The following is a 13,516-nucleotide window of genomic DNA, read 5'->3' on the forward strand; positions in this document are numbered from 1 at the left end:
CCAGTCGCCTAGCCCAGCAAAAACGTCAGCGGCGAAGCCAGCATGACGAAAATGCCCACCACAAATTTGATCGAGGCCATCAGAGCGCCGTCCAGCACGCCCAGGTACATCAGCAATACCAGCGCGCCGAACACGTACATGCCGTAGCGCTGGAGATTGGCGTAAGGACGCGCCAGCGCCACCGGCAGGATGCCGACCATGATGATGCCGCCAGCCATGGGTGGTATGGGAATCATGTTAAACACAAACATGGCGGCATTGACAGTGATGCCGGCGCCGGCCATCTTGCCCAGGAATGTACCAAGTTCGGTAGGCGGCAATACGCTCAGCAGGATATAGGCTATTGTCCAGGCAAAACCCATCACGAAATTCGAACCGGGGCCGGCAAACGCCACCCAGCCCATCTGCTTCTTCGGATTGCGCAGGCGGTTGTAATCGACCGGCACCGATTTGGCATAGCCGAACGGCACCTGTATCGTGAAATACAACAGCAGCGGCAGGATCACCGTGCCGAAAGGATCGATATAGCGCAGGGGATTGAGGCTCAGCCGGCCTTCGTTGAAGGCAGTCGTATCGCCGAAATAGCGGGCGACATGGGCACGCACGACCTCGGGCATGGAAATGGCAAAAAGAACGGGTACCAGGTACACCGCGACGGTTTGGACTATCGTGTTGAAATCGCTCATGACCGCGATTCTACCAGAGGCGCCATTGCCACTTTCTTATGCCTTTATTAAAGGCAAGTAAAGCCGTCGGGCGGCACCCGCCTACAGGCCCAGCGCGGCCGGGTCGCCTCGGCCCACGCGCACCACTTCAGGCTCGTCACCGGTCAGGTCGATCACCGTGGTCGGGCCATGCGCACAGACACCGCCGTCGACAATCAGGTCGACCAGCTTTTCCAGGCGCTCGCGGATGGTGTCGGCGTCGGTCAGGCTGTCTTCGTCGCCCGGCAAGGTCAAGGTGGTGCCCAGCAGCGGCTGGCCCAGCTCTTCCAGCAAACATTGCACGATGCGGTGCTCGGGCACGCGCAGGCCGATGGTCTTGCGCGACGGGTGGCTGAGGCGGCGCGGCACTTCCTTGGTCGCTTCCAGAATAAAGGTATAGGCGCCCGGGGTAGCCGCCTTGAGCAGGCGGAACTGGCGATTGTCGACGCGGGCATACACGCCCAACTCGCTCAAGTCGCGGCAAAGCAGGGTCAGATGATGCTTTTCATCGATGCCGCGGATGCGGCGCAGGCGCTCGACGGCGCCCTTGTCATCGAGCTGGCAGACCAGCGCGTAGCAAGAATCGGTGGGCAAGGCCACCACGCCGCCGGACTGGATGATTTGCGCGGCCTGCTTGATCAGGCGCAATTGCGGATTGTCAGGGTGAATCTGAAAAAATTGACTCATGGGTTTGCTGACTGCCGAAGCAGTTTTTATTGAAGTGTCATCATTGTACGCCGCGCAGCGCGGCGATGCGTTCCTCCAGCGGAGGGTGGGTGGCGAACAGCGCGCCCCAGCCGCCCTTGCCGTTGATCCCCAGCGCCTGCATCGACTGCGGCAACTCGCCCGGCGCCACGCCACCTAAGCGCGCCAGCGCATGCATCATCGGCGTCGGGCTGCCCAGCAGTTTGGCCGAACCGGCGTCGGCACGGAACTCGCGCTGGCGCGAAAACCAGGCGACGATGATCGAGGCCAGCAGCCCGAACAGCACTTCGCACACCATCACGGTGACGAAGTAACCGATGCCGCGCCCGCCTTCGCGGTTATTGTTTTTCAGCAACATATTGTCGACAAAGAAGCCCACCACCCGCGCCATGAACACCACGAAGGTATTCACCACGCCCTGTATCAGGGTCAGGGTCACCATGTCGCCATTGGCGACGTGGGCGATCTCATGGCCCAGCACGGCTTCGACTTCATCGCGGTTCATGCTTTCCAATAATCCCGTCGAGACCGCCACCAGCGCCGAATTCTTGAACGCGCCGGTGGCAAACGCGTTCGCGTCACCCTGATACACGGCCACCTCGGGCATGCCGATGCCGGCCCGCTCGGACAGCGCGCGCACGGTATTGACCAGCCATAATTCAGTCGAGGAAGCGGGATTGTCGATCACGCGCGCGCCCGTGCTCCACTTGGCCATCGGCTTGCTGATCAGCAGCGAAAAGATGGAACCGGTAAACCCCACCACCAGGGAAAACACCATCAAGCTGCCCAGGTTCAGGGCACTGCCGCGCGCTGGATTGCCGACACCCAATAAACTGAGGACGAGCGTCAGCACCAGCATCACGGCCAGGTTGGTGACGATAAACAGGACGATGCGTTTCATGGCGATGGCTCCGGCAGCAATTCGATAACAGGCAGATAGGGATGGCACAGCGGTTATCAAGCTTGCCAGAGCGGGCTTAGTCTCGACTTAAAACCAGTCGTGCCAGATCGGAGTGACATTGCCTGGCAGCGGCGGCAGCAGCGCAAAGTCCACGCGCGACTCGCCCGGCGCATGGAAATCGGTGCCGCGCGAGGCGAGAAAACCGTAGTCGTTGGCCAGGCGCGCATATTCCGGATACTGGTCCGGGCTGTGGCTGCCCGTCACCACTTCGATGGCCACACCACCCAATTGCTTGAATTCATCAAACAGCACGCCCTGAGCCATGTCGCTGAAGCGGTAGCGGCCAGGATGGGCAATCACCGCCACGCCGCCGGCGCCGCGGATCCAGCCGACCGCTTCGGCCAGGGTGGCCCAGCGGTGCTCGACATAGCCAGGCTTGCCTTCGGACAGGTATTTCTTGAAGACGTCGGGAATATTTGCGCATTTGCCCGTTTCCACAATATAGCGGGCAAAGTGGGTGCGCGACATCAGGTCGGGGTTGCCGACAAACTTCAGCGCCCCTTCATAGGCGCCGGGGATGCCGGCCAGGTCCAGCTGGCGGGCAATTTCACGCCCGCGCGCATCGCGCCCCGAGCGGGTCTGGTCCAGGCCACGTACCAAGCCAGGATTATTTTCATCGATCTGCAAGCCGACAATATGCACGGTCTGGCCAGCCCAGGTAATTGAAATTTCCACGCCGGCAACAAAGCGCATGCCCTGCTCCACCGCTGCCAGACGCGCCTCGGCAATGCCGGACACCTCGTCGTGATCAGTCAGCGCCCATACGTCGACGCCAGCCTTGCGTGCGTAAGCGGCCACGGCGGCTGGTGCGAGGACGCCGTCGGAAATATTCGAATGACAATGGAGGTCGACTTTAAGCATGGGAGACAATACCGTGCACAGGTGAGCGATGTAAGAAGTTTTTATTGTACGCTGCCTGCCGGGGCACGGCAGCGTTAGCATCATATTGTGGCAAGAAACTCTTCCACCATGCGCGCCAGCGCCCGTGGCTGGTCGTGGTGCAACATATGGCCAGCGTCCTCCATCATCCTGCAGCGCACGTCCTTCAAAAAGCCCAGGCGACGGTCGATTTCAAGCCGCGCCTCTTCTTTCGGCCCCATCCATTCCCACATATTGGTCTCTGCCGCCTCGACCCACAACACCGGCGCCGTGATGCGGCGCCAGCAGGCCATCACTTCCTCAACCTGGTACAGCATCGGGTTGACGCGCTTGTGGCGCGGGTCGCCGGCGATATCCCACTCGCCCGCCTCGTTCCTGACCGACCAATGTTCGGCCAGGAAGGCGGCACGCTCGTCGCTCAGGCGCGGATTGGTCTTTTGCAAGCGCTCGGCCACCGCCCGCAGGCTCGGATAGCTGCGCATCAGCGCCGGCTCGCGCAATTCGTCCAGCCATTTGGCATAGCGGCCAGGCGCCTGCTCGGGGCGGGTCGCCATCATGCCGAAGCCTTCCAGGTTGATGAAGCTGGCGAGGCGTTCGGGCCGCACGCCCGCATACAGGCCAGCCACATTGGCGCCCATGCTGTGACCCAGCAGGTTCACCGGCAACTCGGGCGAATAATGCAGCAGCATGGCGTCGAGGTCGGCCAGGTAGTCGGGGAACCAGTAGGTGTCGGACTGCGTGTAGTCGCTCTGGCCAAAACCGCGCCAGTCGGGGGCGATCACATGCCAGTCGCCCTCGATCTCATCGACAACGAACTGGAACGAGGCGGCCACGTCCATCCAGCCGTGCACCATGAACAAAATTGGCGCGCCTTCGCGGCCCCAGTGGCGCGCATGGACGCGCGCGCCACGGATGTTGATAAATTCGGAACGAGAAAGTTTCATGAGTAGCTACCTTGAAAGTGGCGCAGGCGTCGCCACATGCTGTGTCTGAAAGTAATGTGCCGCCATAAAAGTACGACCGTTCTTAATTATACCGGATCGCTTGCCGCCGTTCTGGCTTGTCTTGCAACAGCGTAAAATAGCGTTATCCCGGCCTTTCCACCCTTGCCTCAGGTTCATCATGACACTCTACCAACTGGGCGCCGAGGCGCCACAGATTGCTGCTTCCGCGTTTGTTGCCGACACGGCCAATGTGATCGGCAAGGTTACCCTGCATGAAAACACCTCGGTCTGGTTTGGCGCCACCTTGCGCGGCGACAACGAACGCATCACGGTTGGCGCCAACAGCAATGTGCAGGAAGGCGCGGTGCTGCATACCGACCCCGGCTATCCGCTCGACGTGGGGCAGAACGTCACCATCGGCCACCAGGCCATGCTGCACGGCTGCACCATCGGCGACGGCACGCTGATCGGCATCCAGGCGGTGGTGCTCAATGGTGCGAAGATCGGCAAAAACTGCCTGGTCGGCGCCGGCGCGCTGGTTACCGAAGGCAAGCAATTTCCCGACAATATGCTGATCATCGGCACGCCGGCCAAGGCCGTGCGCACCCTGACGGCGGACGATATCACCAAGCTGCAAGGCAATGCTCTCAATTATGTACAGCGCGGCCAGCTATTTAATACGCAACTCAAGAAGATTGGATAACACTTATGACGACTGATACCAGCGGCGCGATCATCGCCCCCATCGCAGGCCAGGATACGCTGCAAAAATTTATTTTTGATAACGCCGCCGTGCGCGGCCAGTTCATCGACGTTTCGCACACGTGGCAGGAAGTGGTGTCGCGCCACGCCTACCCGCTGGCCGTGAAAAAGGTCCTGGGCGAAATGGTGGCAGCCGCCGCCCTGCTGTCGGCCAACCTGAAATTCAATGGCTCCATCATCATGCAGATCCATGGCGACGGTCCGGTGCACCTGATGGTAGTCGAGTGCGACTCCGACCTGCGCCTGCGCGCTACTGCCAAGCTCGCTCCGGACACGGACATCGTTGACGGCGCCACCGTGCCGCAGCTGATGAACGCCAACGGCAAGGGCCGCTTCATCATCACGCTCGATCCGGCCGACAAGGTGCCGGGCCAGCAACCGTACCAGGGCATTGTGCCGCTGGACGGCGACGACATGGCGACCGTCATCGAAAACTACATGCTGCGCTCGGAACAGCTCGACACGCGCTTGTGGCTGGCCACCGACGACACCACCTCGCGCGGCCTGCTGCTGCAGAAGCTGCCGCACCACGGCGGTAAAGCCGAAGCGACGCCGGTGTCGGAAGAAGATGCACTCGACACCTGGAACCGCGCCGTGATGCTGGCGTCGACCCTGAAAGAGGAAGAAATCCTGGCCACCGACATCGATACCCTGATGCAGCGCTTGTTCTGGGAAGAAACCATCCGCGTGTTCGATCCGTTGCACCCGAGTTTTCATTGCACGTGCACGCGTGAAAAAGTGGGCAATATGCTCAAGATGCTGGGCGAACAGGAAGTCAACGACGCGCTGGCGGAAATCGGCCATGTTGGCGTGAATTGCGACTTCTGCGGCCAGCATTATGATTTCGATAAGGTCGATTGCGCACAGCTGTTCATTACCGATGCGCCGGCCGAGGTGCTGATGCCGCCGGCAACCAGCATCAATTAACTTTCGCAACACCGCATCCCTGCGCCGCCGTCCTGGCGGCGTTTTTTTTGGCCGTCATCAATCCGTCATCGCTGCGTCATCAGCGCGTCACGCTTCGCCGTTACGCTGCTCAGCTTGCATTGTTACCCACCTACAACAGGCCATGATGAACACGAATCTGACGCTGGCATTGCGCCGCCATTCCTTCCATTTAATGCTGGGCTGCGCCGCCGGCACTGCTCTGCCCGCGCTGGCGCAAACGGCCGTGGCCGCTGCGGTCGCCTCCGCTACCACCGAGATGGCCGCCCCGGTCGAGGACAACGCGCCGATCGCCACGGTGGAGATCTCTTCGCGCAAGACACGCTCGTCTGTCGCCCTGAGCAAGAATGAAATCCAGAAAATACTGCCCGGCACCAATCCGCTGAAAGCGCTGCAAACCCTGCCTGGTGTGAGCTTCCAGACGGCAGATCCCTGGGGCAACAACGAGCAGAACCTGTCGCTGTTCGTGCACGGCTTTTCAGGCCAGCAACTCGGCTATACGATGGATGGCGTGCCGCTCGGCGACCAGCAGTATGGCAACTACAACGGCCTGTCGCCGCAGCGCGCGGTGATCAGCGAAAACGTGCGCAGCGTGGTGCTGTCGTCGGGCGCCGGCGACCTGGCCACCGCCTCGACCAGCAACCTGGGCGGCACGATTGAAACCTTTTCCAGCGATCCGCTGGCCACGCAGGGCGCCAGCGTGCAGCAAACCGTCGGCAGCCACCGCACCTCGCGCACCTTTGCCCGTTACGACACGGGCGCCTTTGGCGAAGGCAGCAGCGCTTATTTCTCCATCCTGCACCACGAAGCGCGCGCCTGGGACTTCGATGCGCGCCAGGGCGGCGACCAGTTCAACACCAAGTTCGTCAACCGCAGCGAGGCCGGCAAGCTGACGCTGTTCTTCAACTACTCGGACAAGATCGAGCCGAACGAAGACAGCACCGTGCACGTGGCCGGCGAAACCAGCGCGCCGTACACGCGCCCCTTCCTGTACCCGAACTTCGGCGCGGCCCTCAATTACCTGTCGCCCACCGGCGGCACGCCGGCGGCCGACGGCAACAACTACCGCAACTACTACAGCGACGCGCAGCGCACCGACTACCTGGCCTATGCCAAATTCGACGCCAACCTGGCCGAAGGCGCCACCTGGTCTAACCAGGTTTATTTCCACAAGGATGGCGGCGCCGGCGTGGTGGCCGGTCCGATCGGCGTGGCCGGCCTGCCGGCGCTGTTCGGCGTGTACTACCCGAACCAGAACCTCAAGCAGGTATTCGGCAATTCCGGCTACGCCGTGCGCACTACCGAATACGATATCAAGCGCGGCGGATTCATTTCCACCCTGCGCAAGGAAGTCGGCGATCATCAGCTGGAAGCAGGCCTGTGGCTGGAACAGAACCGCTCCTCGGCCTACCGCCGCTGGTACGCACTCGACGTCAACAACCCTACCTCGCCGTACGACCGCCCCCGCAATCCCCTGATCACGCAATACGGCAGCGAGATCGACAACAAGGTGGTGCAGTTGCACCTGCAGGACGAATGGAAGCTCACGCCGACTATGGCGCTGCAGGCCGGCTTCAAGTCCAGCCTGCAGTTTGCCGACGGCCAGTTCCCCGTGCAGCCGGCCAATGGTGCGATTTCGGGTGGCTCGACGGCCTTGCCGGTCGGTTCGATCGACACCAAAAAATGGTTCTTGCCGCAGGTCGGCGGGCGCTGGGATGTGACGCCGCAAGACCAGCTGTATTTCAATATCCAGAAAAACATGCGCCAGTTCGTCACCTATGGTGGTGGCGGCGCCTCGCCGTGGAGCCTGGCCAGCCAGTCCGCCTTCGACCTGTTCAAGCGCGACGCCAAACCGGAAACGGCGCTGACCTATGAACTGGGCCTGCGCGGCAACCACCCGCTGCAGCTGGGCGCCATCACGGCCATCGACGGCCAGGTCAGCGTCTATCATGTGGACTTCAGCAACCGTTTGCTGCAGATCAGCCCGACGCCGGTGATCTCGTCGATTATCGGCGGCAACCCGGTGCTGGCCAACGTCGGCAGCGTGCGCACGGACGGCGTCGACCTGGCCGCCACCGTCCACTTCGGCAACAATTTTTCGTTCTACAATGCGCTGTCGTACAACCGCTCGCAATACGCGGACAATTACTTCAATGGCGCTACCCTGGTGCCGACGGCCGGCAAGAACGTGCCCGGTTCGCCCGAGTGGCTGAACAAATTCGTCGCCACCGCCAATGTGGGCGAGGTGGAATTCCAGCTGATCGGAGACTATGTGGGCAAGCGCTACGCCACTTATACCAATGACTTGTCGGTGCCCAGCTACTTCCTGATGAGCCTGGGCGTGTCGGGCAAGCTGCCGGCGCTGGCGAGCTGGCTGAAAAACCCGCGCTGGCGCGTCAACGTCAGCAACCTGGCCAACCGCGAAGGCGCGCTGAACGTGGTGGTCGGCGCCGCCGACAAGACCTACAACACCTTCCCGATCGCGCCGCGCCAGGGATTCCTGACCCTGACGGCGGAGTTCTGATGCGCGCGCCCGTTTTGCCCCAGCGCCATCTGTCGCGGCGTCGCTTTGTTCAGGCCGCCGCCGGCACCCTGGCGCTGGCGGCGGCGCCCGCTTTCGCGGGGATGCTGGCCACCGGCCCCACCCGGCCGCTGGTGTATGGGCATCGCGGCGCCAGCGCGCTGAGGCCAGAGCACACGCTGGCGTCGTATGCCAAGGCGATTGCAGACGGCGCCGATTATGTCGAGCCCGACCTGGTCGCCACCCGCGACGGCGTGCTGGTGGCGCGCCACGAAAGCAATCTGATCGAGACCACCGATGTGGCGCGCCGGTCTGAATTTGCCAGCCGGCGCCGCAAGAAAATGGTCGACGGCACCTGGCACGACGGCTGGCATGTCGATGACTTCACCCTGGTGGAACTGAAAACCCTGCGCGCCATCGAGCGCTTGCCCACTATCCGTAGCGGCAACACCGTGTACGACGGCCAGTTCCAGATACCGACCTGGGAAGAAATCATCGAATTTGTTGCAGCGCAATCGGCCGCCACCGGGCGCGTGATCGGCCTGGTGCCCGAGCTGAAAAGTTCCACCTACTTCAGCGACGCGGGCCTGGCGCTGGAAGACCGTTTCCTGTCGACCATGCTGGCGCACGAATATACGCGCCGCGCCCCGGTCGAAATCCAGTCGTTTGAAACGGCCAACCTGAAGTATTTGCGCAGCAAGCTGGGCAAGCGTGGCAATGTGCGGCTGATGCAACTGGTGCTGGGGGGCGAACTGCGCCCGGTCGACGTGGCCAAGGCCGGCGGCACGCTGACCTTCGGGCAAATGCTGCAGCCACCCGGCCTGCGCGACATTGCCGCCTATGCCGACGTACTGGCGCCACCCACGCGTGGCGTGATACCGCTGGGTAGCGACCAGCGCCTGGCCAGCCCCACCAGCGTCGTCGACGATGCCCATGCGGCGGGGCTGCTGCTGCATACCTGGACCTTCCGCCCGGAAAACCGCTTTTTGGCGGCCGACTTCAGGGACGGCAATGGCGAGAATGCGCGCAACGAGGCAGGCTCGGTGGCAGAAATGCGGCGCTATATCGCCACCGGCCTGGACGGCTTTTTCAGCGATGATCCGGGCTTGGGACGTCTTGCCACAGGATAATAATTAGTTACATCTTTTTATTTCAGGGCGTGGCCAGTGGCTACGCCCTTATTATTCATGTTTTGAATTACTGAAATTGGAATTTGAAATTGGACGTATATCGCGGCTTCCATTATTGTGCAATGCAACAACACACATTCATGGAGGGCTTATGTCCACATTGACCAGCACTTACAGCACCGACAGCCACGACGGCTACTTCAGCAACCTCGGCCGCGCCACGCGCGCTTTCCTGGGCGCCCTGCTGGCCTCGAAACCGTATGCCGCAACCGCTGCCACGGCAGAAGAAGCGCGCCACACGCGTCCAAGCAAGCGCGATATCGCCCTGCTGAACTCCGAAGCAGCACGCTACGAACACCTGATGCCTAACCTGGCCAGCGAACTGCGCTTCCTGGCCTCGCGCGGTTAAAAAGTGTCCATGGCGGCGTTGCTTCGCCTCGTCGTACTGGCGTAATGCCTTCGGCTTTGCGCCTTGCCCTGAACACTTTTTTATTAATAATTTACTTGAACTGAGAAATATGATGATCCTCGAAACTACCCTGATCGCCCTGGCCGTTGCCGTTACCGCCATCCGTTTTTACCTGATCTCGACCGGCAAGGGCGAGTTCTAAGCAATCCCCAGAACAAAGATGGCGGTGCCGGCCACAACGCTTAGCGCCCGGTCTCTTTCAAGTAAGCATTACGCGTCACCACGGCCGTATTGCTGAAGTCGCTGAAAACGCCATCAATGCCGGCGCGGAAAAATCCCCGCAATTCGCTTGCCGGGTCGCCTTTGTACACGCCGGCCAGATATTTCGCCTCGTTACGGAACGTATAGCTGTGGACAAACAGGCCGGCCTTGTGTGCATCGGCGATCAGGCTCGTGGGCGTGGCGTTGTTGACGTCGGCAGCCGAACCGGTGTACGGCGTGCCATCGGCATTGGTGGCTTTGAACGGTGAAATCGTCAAGGCCATCACTTGTGGTTTCCACGGACCGATACCGTCGGCGTAGGTCTTGATTTCAGCCAGGCCGGCCGGCGTCAGCATGTCACCGAAGAAGCGGCCGTCGCCAGCCAGCGTCCAGCTGTACGGGCGGCCATCGACGAAGTTGTAGACATCGTTGGTGCGGTAAATCATTTCACCTGTCTTGTAATTGACGTCATTGCCGTCAACCAGCTGCACCATCTTGCTCGTCAAACCAGCAGCGCGCATATACTTCAGGCTGGCCGGATCAAAGCTCTGGACATAAATCGCCGCTGTTTTGCTGTTCAGGTTATTGTCCTTGACGATCTTCACAATCGCGTCTTCGAACGGATGGCTGCCGCTGCCGCAACCGTTGGCGCTTGCCTGGGCATTATTCCATACCGGATTTTTCGATTCCGGATACACCGAAATCGTGCGCCCGCTCGATGCGCTCTTGGCCCTGGCAATATCGATCACTTCCTGCATCGTCAGCACAGGATATTTGCCATTCAATTCAGTCGGGCGCGATTCGCGCGCGTCGTAGGTCGTGCCGCCTATCCATTGTTTCAGTTCGGCCACGGTAAAGTCGCTGATCGACCAGTCGCCCGTATGGTCTTCACCGTCGACGATCAGCGATTTCAGTACCGATTTCGGATTGGCCGGATCGGTCAGGTCGGTCAGATATTGCGCTGGCCCGCCGTAGGTGGCCAGCGAATAGCCGACATTGACCAGCCGGCCTGGCACCGTGCGCTTGCGTGCAGCGACCTGGGGATTGGTCAGTGCGACAGTGCTGATATTGGTGTTGTCGCTGAGCCAGGGATTATGGCGCGCCACCAGCACGCAGTCTTTCGACATGTGCACATCGAGTTCCAGCGAATCGGCACCGGCGTCGGCCGCCGCCTCGTAGGCCGGCCGGGTTTCTTCAGGATACAAGCCTGGCAAGCCGCGGTGGGCCACCACCAGCGGCGCCTTGCCGTCCAGCGTCTGCAGCGACTCGGTGCTGCTGCCACCGCAAGCGGACAAGGCCAGCACCAACAGGCATGGCAAGGGGTATTTTTTGATGATCATGGCTGGCGCATTTCCTGGTTGATTATCATTATGGGAGCAGTTACCGGGCAATGCGCAGCGATTGCCCGAAAAACCGTGCTGCCTTATTGTAAAAACCAGGTATGACAGGATGATGACGCCAGCGGCTGCGCAACAGCCATGCAGCGGTGATCTGTCAGTGAGGCGCAGCCGCGTCGGCTGGCGTTTCCATCAGTGGCGGGATCTGGCCCTTGCGCACGATCTGCACGAAAATCTCATTTTGCTTGACCATGCCCAGCTCATAGCGGGCACGCTCCTCGACCGCGCCGGTGCCGTCCTTCAGGTCGCGCACTTCGGATTCGAGCTTGGCGTTACGGGCTTTCAATTCCACATTCTTTTGATTCGCCTGCGCAACTTGCGCTTCCATGTCGGCAACGCGCAGCCAGCCGCCTTTACCCGTCCAGAGGGGAAATTGTATCAACAGCAGCAGTGCTGCCAGGGCAAGCGTAATCAGGCGCATGGGTATCGGTTAAAAAACCGGCCGGAAAATTCCGGCCGGCCAGTTGATGATATTACTTCAATTACTTCAGATTATAGAACGCATCGCGGCCAGGGTAGGAAGCGATATCGCCCAGATCTTCTTCGATGCGCAGCAGCTGATTGTACTTGGCCATGCGGTCCGAACGCGACATCGAGCCGGTCTTGATCTGCAGGGCGTTGGTACCGACAGCGATATCGGCGATGGTCGAGTCTTCCGTTTCACCCGAACGATGCGAAATGACGGCCGTGTAGCCGGCGCGCTTGGCCATTTCGATGGCGGCGAAGGTTTCGGTCAGGGTGCCGATCTGGTTGATCTTGATCAGGATCGAGTTGGCGATGCTCTTCTGGATGCCTTCTTTCAGGATCTTGGTGTTGGTGACATACAGGTCGTCGCCGACCAGTTGCACTTTCTTGCCCAGTTCGGCGGTCAGGATAGCCCACCCTTCCCAGTCGCCTTCATGCATCGCGTCTTCGATCGAGATGATCGGGTACTTGTCGCACCAGGTCGCCAGCAGGTTGGTGAACTCGGTGGCGGTCAAGCTCAGGCCTTCGCCGGCCAGCTCGTACTTGCCGTCCTTGAAGAACTCGGAGGCGGCGCAATCGAGGCCGATGGCCACTTGCGTGCCTGGCTCGTAGCCGGCTTCTTCGATCGCCTGGATGATCAGCTTGATGGCTTCTTCATGGTTGGCCAGCGATGGTGCGAAACCGCCTTCGTCACCAACGTTGGTGTTCAGGCCCTTTTTGTGCAGGATCTTTTTCAGCGTGTGGAACACTTCAGCGCCGTAACGCACGGCTTCCTTGAAGGACGGCGCGCCCACTGGAATGATCATGAATTCCTGGATGTCCAGGTTGTTGTCGGCGTGTGCACCACCGTTGATCACGTTCATCATCGGCACTGGCAGCTGCATTGCACCCGAACCACCGAAATAACGGTACAAAGGCAGGCCGGCTTCTTCGGCGGCAGCCTTGGCCACGGCCATCGAGACGGCCAGGATGGCGTTGGCGCCCAGGCGCGATTTGTTTTCGGTGCCGTCCAGATCGATCAGGGTGCGGTCCAGGAACGCCTGTTCATTGGCGTCCAGGCCCATGATGGCTTCGGAGATTTCGGTATTGATATTCTCGCATGCCTGCAGCACGCCCTTGCCGAAGTAGCGCTTGGCATCGCCATCGCGCAGTTCCACGGCTTCGCGCGAACCGGTCGAAGCGCCCGACGGCACGGCAGCACGGCCCATCACGCCGGACTCCAGCAAGACGTCGCATTCGACGGTCGGATTGCCGCGCGAGTCCAGGATTTCACGGCCGATAATGTCAACAATAGCACTCATATCATTCTCCAAAGTTAAGCGTAACAGGGCTGCACACTGCGTTCTGATGCGCAATTGCACAAAGAGGGTAAAGAAACTCCCGGCGTAGACTAACGTACCGGGAGCGGTGCTTCAAGGCCTAACACAATCCAA

General features: G+C 60.8%; 13 protein-coding genes. 5 read left to right on the forward strand and 8 right to left on the reverse strand.

The window, feature by feature from the left end:
- Window positions 1-8: 8 nt before the first annotated feature.
- The 5 genes from ACQ4WM_RS05765 to ACQ4WM_RS05785 all read right to left on the reverse strand — a co-directional run bounded on the left by ACQ4WM_RS05765 (window position 9) and on the right by ACQ4WM_RS05785 (window position 4,193).
- The gene (locus ACQ4WM_RS05765; protein ID WP_436545724.1) at window positions 9-686 is read right to left on the reverse strand and encodes a site-2 protease family protein; all 678 of its coding nucleotides are present in this window, start codon (window positions 684-686) and stop codon (window positions 9-11) included.
- Between the two features lie 81 nt (window positions 687-767).
- The gene (locus ACQ4WM_RS05770) at window positions 768-1,391 is read right to left on the reverse strand and encodes an L-threonylcarbamoyladenylate synthase (protein WP_436545725.1); all 624 of its coding nucleotides are present in this window, start codon (window positions 1,389-1,391) and stop codon (window positions 768-770) included.
- A 40-nt stretch (window positions 1,392-1,431) separates the two neighbouring features.
- On the reverse strand, window positions 1,432-2,310 hold the full coding sequence (gene htpX / locus ACQ4WM_RS05775) for a protease HtpX (RefSeq protein ID WP_436545726.1): 879 nt from the start codon (window positions 2,308-2,310) through the stop codon (window positions 1,432-1,434).
- An 87-nt stretch (window positions 2,311-2,397) separates the two neighbouring features.
- Window positions 2,398-3,231 (reverse strand): 3',5'-nucleoside bisphosphate phosphatase, encoded by an 834-nt coding sequence (locus tag ACQ4WM_RS05780; RefSeq protein WP_436545727.1) that lies wholly within the window; start codon window positions 3,229-3,231, stop codon window positions 2,398-2,400.
- Window positions 3,232-3,311: 80 nt separating this feature from the next.
- Window positions 3,312-4,193 carry an alpha/beta fold hydrolase gene (locus ACQ4WM_RS05785; protein WP_436545728.1) on the reverse strand — a complete coding sequence of 294 codons (882 nt, stop codon included), beginning with the start codon at window positions 4,191-4,193 and terminating at the stop codon, window positions 3,312-3,314.
- A gap of 178 nt (window positions 4,194-4,371) precedes the next feature.
- Between ACQ4WM_RS05785 and ACQ4WM_RS05790 the strand changes: the two genes are divergently transcribed.
- The 5 genes from ACQ4WM_RS05790 (at window position 4,372) to ACQ4WM_RS05810 (ending at window position 9,960) form a co-directional block, all read left to right on the forward strand.
- Entirely contained in the window at window positions 4,372-4,896 is a 525-nt protein-coding gene (locus ACQ4WM_RS05790; RefSeq protein WP_436545729.1) for a gamma carbonic anhydrase family protein, read from the forward strand.
- A 5-nt stretch (window positions 4,897-4,901) separates the two neighbouring features.
- Entirely contained in the window at window positions 4,902-5,882 is a 981-nt protein-coding gene (hslO, locus tag ACQ4WM_RS05795; RefSeq protein ID WP_436545730.1) for an Hsp33 family molecular chaperone HslO, read from the forward strand.
- A 142-nt stretch (window positions 5,883-6,024) separates the two neighbouring features.
- Window positions 6,025-8,424 (forward strand): TonB-dependent receptor, encoded by a 2,400-nt coding sequence (locus ACQ4WM_RS05800; protein WP_436545731.1) that lies wholly within the window; start codon window positions 6,025-6,027, stop codon window positions 8,422-8,424.
- Window positions 8,424-9,551, forward strand: a complete 1,128-nt coding sequence (locus ACQ4WM_RS05805) for a glycerophosphodiester phosphodiesterase family protein (protein ID WP_436545732.1) — start codon at window positions 8,424-8,426, stop codon at window positions 9,549-9,551. Before ACQ4WM_RS05800 ends, ACQ4WM_RS05805 begins: the two co-directional genes overlap by 1 nt.
- 151 nt (window positions 9,552-9,702) lie before the next feature.
- Window positions 9,703-9,960, forward strand: a complete 258-nt coding sequence (locus ACQ4WM_RS05810) for a hypothetical protein (protein ID WP_436545733.1) — start codon at window positions 9,703-9,705, stop codon at window positions 9,958-9,960.
- A gap of 242 nt (window positions 9,961-10,202) precedes the next feature.
- On the opposite strand, the gene ACQ4WM_RS05815 is transcribed toward ACQ4WM_RS05810, so the two are convergent.
- The 3 genes from ACQ4WM_RS05815 to eno all read right to left on the reverse strand — a co-directional run bounded on the left by ACQ4WM_RS05815 (window position 10,203) and on the right by eno (window position 13,384).
- Window positions 10,203-11,561, reverse strand: a complete 1,359-nt coding sequence (locus ACQ4WM_RS05815; RefSeq protein WP_436545734.1) for a glycerophosphodiester phosphodiesterase family protein — start codon at window positions 11,559-11,561, stop codon at window positions 10,203-10,205.
- A 154-nt stretch (window positions 11,562-11,715) separates the two neighbouring features.
- Window positions 11,716-12,039, reverse strand: a complete 324-nt coding sequence (gene ftsB / locus ACQ4WM_RS05820; RefSeq protein ID WP_436545735.1) for a cell division protein FtsB — start codon at window positions 12,037-12,039, stop codon at window positions 11,716-11,718.
- 61 nt (window positions 12,040-12,100) lie between these two features.
- The gene (eno, locus tag ACQ4WM_RS05825) at window positions 12,101-13,384 is read right to left on the reverse strand and encodes a phosphopyruvate hydratase (protein WP_436545736.1); all 1,284 of its coding nucleotides are present in this window, start codon (window positions 13,382-13,384) and stop codon (window positions 12,101-12,103) included.
- Window positions 13,385-13,516: the final 132 nt, after the last annotated feature.

The sequence above is a fragment of the Janthinobacterium longum genome (genome assembly GCF_051380735.1).
Taxonomy (GTDB): Bacteria; Pseudomonadota; Gammaproteobacteria; order Burkholderiales; family Burkholderiaceae_D; genus Janthinobacterium.

What these genes read in the sequence shown, in the direction of transcription:
- ACQ4WM_RS05765 (WP_436545724.1), bottom strand. Translation starts at nt 686, where the DNA reads ATGAGCGATTTCAACACGATAGTCCAAACCGTCGCGGTGTACCTGGTA.
- ACQ4WM_RS05770 (WP_436545725.1), bottom strand. Translation starts at nt 1,391, where the DNA reads ATGAGTCAATTTTTTCAGATTCACCCTGACAATCCGCAATTGCGCCTG.
- htpX (WP_436545726.1), bottom strand. Translation starts at nt 2,310, where the DNA reads ATGAAACGCATCGTCCTGTTTATCGTCACCAACCTGGCCGTGATGCTG.
- ACQ4WM_RS05780 (WP_436545727.1), bottom strand. Translation starts at nt 3,231, where the DNA reads ATGCTTAAAGTCGACCTCCATTGTCATTCGAATATTTCCGACGGCGTC.
- ACQ4WM_RS05785 (WP_436545728.1), bottom strand. Translation starts at nt 4,193, where the DNA reads ATGAAACTTTCTCGTTCCGAATTTATCAACATCCGTGGCGCGCGCGTC.
- ACQ4WM_RS05790 (WP_436545729.1), top strand. Translation starts at nt 4,372, where the DNA reads ATGACACTCTACCAACTGGGCGCCGAGGCGCCACAGATTGCTGCTTCC.
- hslO (WP_436545730.1), top strand. Translation starts at nt 4,902, where the DNA reads ATGACGACTGATACCAGCGGCGCGATCATCGCCCCCATCGCAGGCCAG.
- ACQ4WM_RS05800 (WP_436545731.1), top strand. Translation starts at nt 6,025, where the DNA reads ATGATGAACACGAATCTGACGCTGGCATTGCGCCGCCATTCCTTCCAT.
- ACQ4WM_RS05805 (WP_436545732.1), top strand. Translation starts at nt 8,424, where the DNA reads ATGCGCGCGCCCGTTTTGCCCCAGCGCCATCTGTCGCGGCGTCGCTTT.
- ACQ4WM_RS05810 (WP_436545733.1), top strand. Translation starts at nt 9,703, where the DNA reads ATGTCCACATTGACCAGCACTTACAGCACCGACAGCCACGACGGCTAC.
- ACQ4WM_RS05815 (WP_436545734.1), bottom strand. Translation starts at nt 11,561, where the DNA reads ATGATCATCAAAAAATACCCCTTGCCATGCCTGTTGGTGCTGGCCTTG.
- ftsB (WP_436545735.1), bottom strand. Translation starts at nt 12,039, where the DNA reads ATGCGCCTGATTACGCTTGCCCTGGCAGCACTGCTGCTGTTGATACAA.
- eno (WP_436545736.1), bottom strand. Translation starts at nt 13,384, where the DNA reads ATGAGTGCTATTGTTGACATTATCGGCCGTGAAATCCTGGACTCGCGC.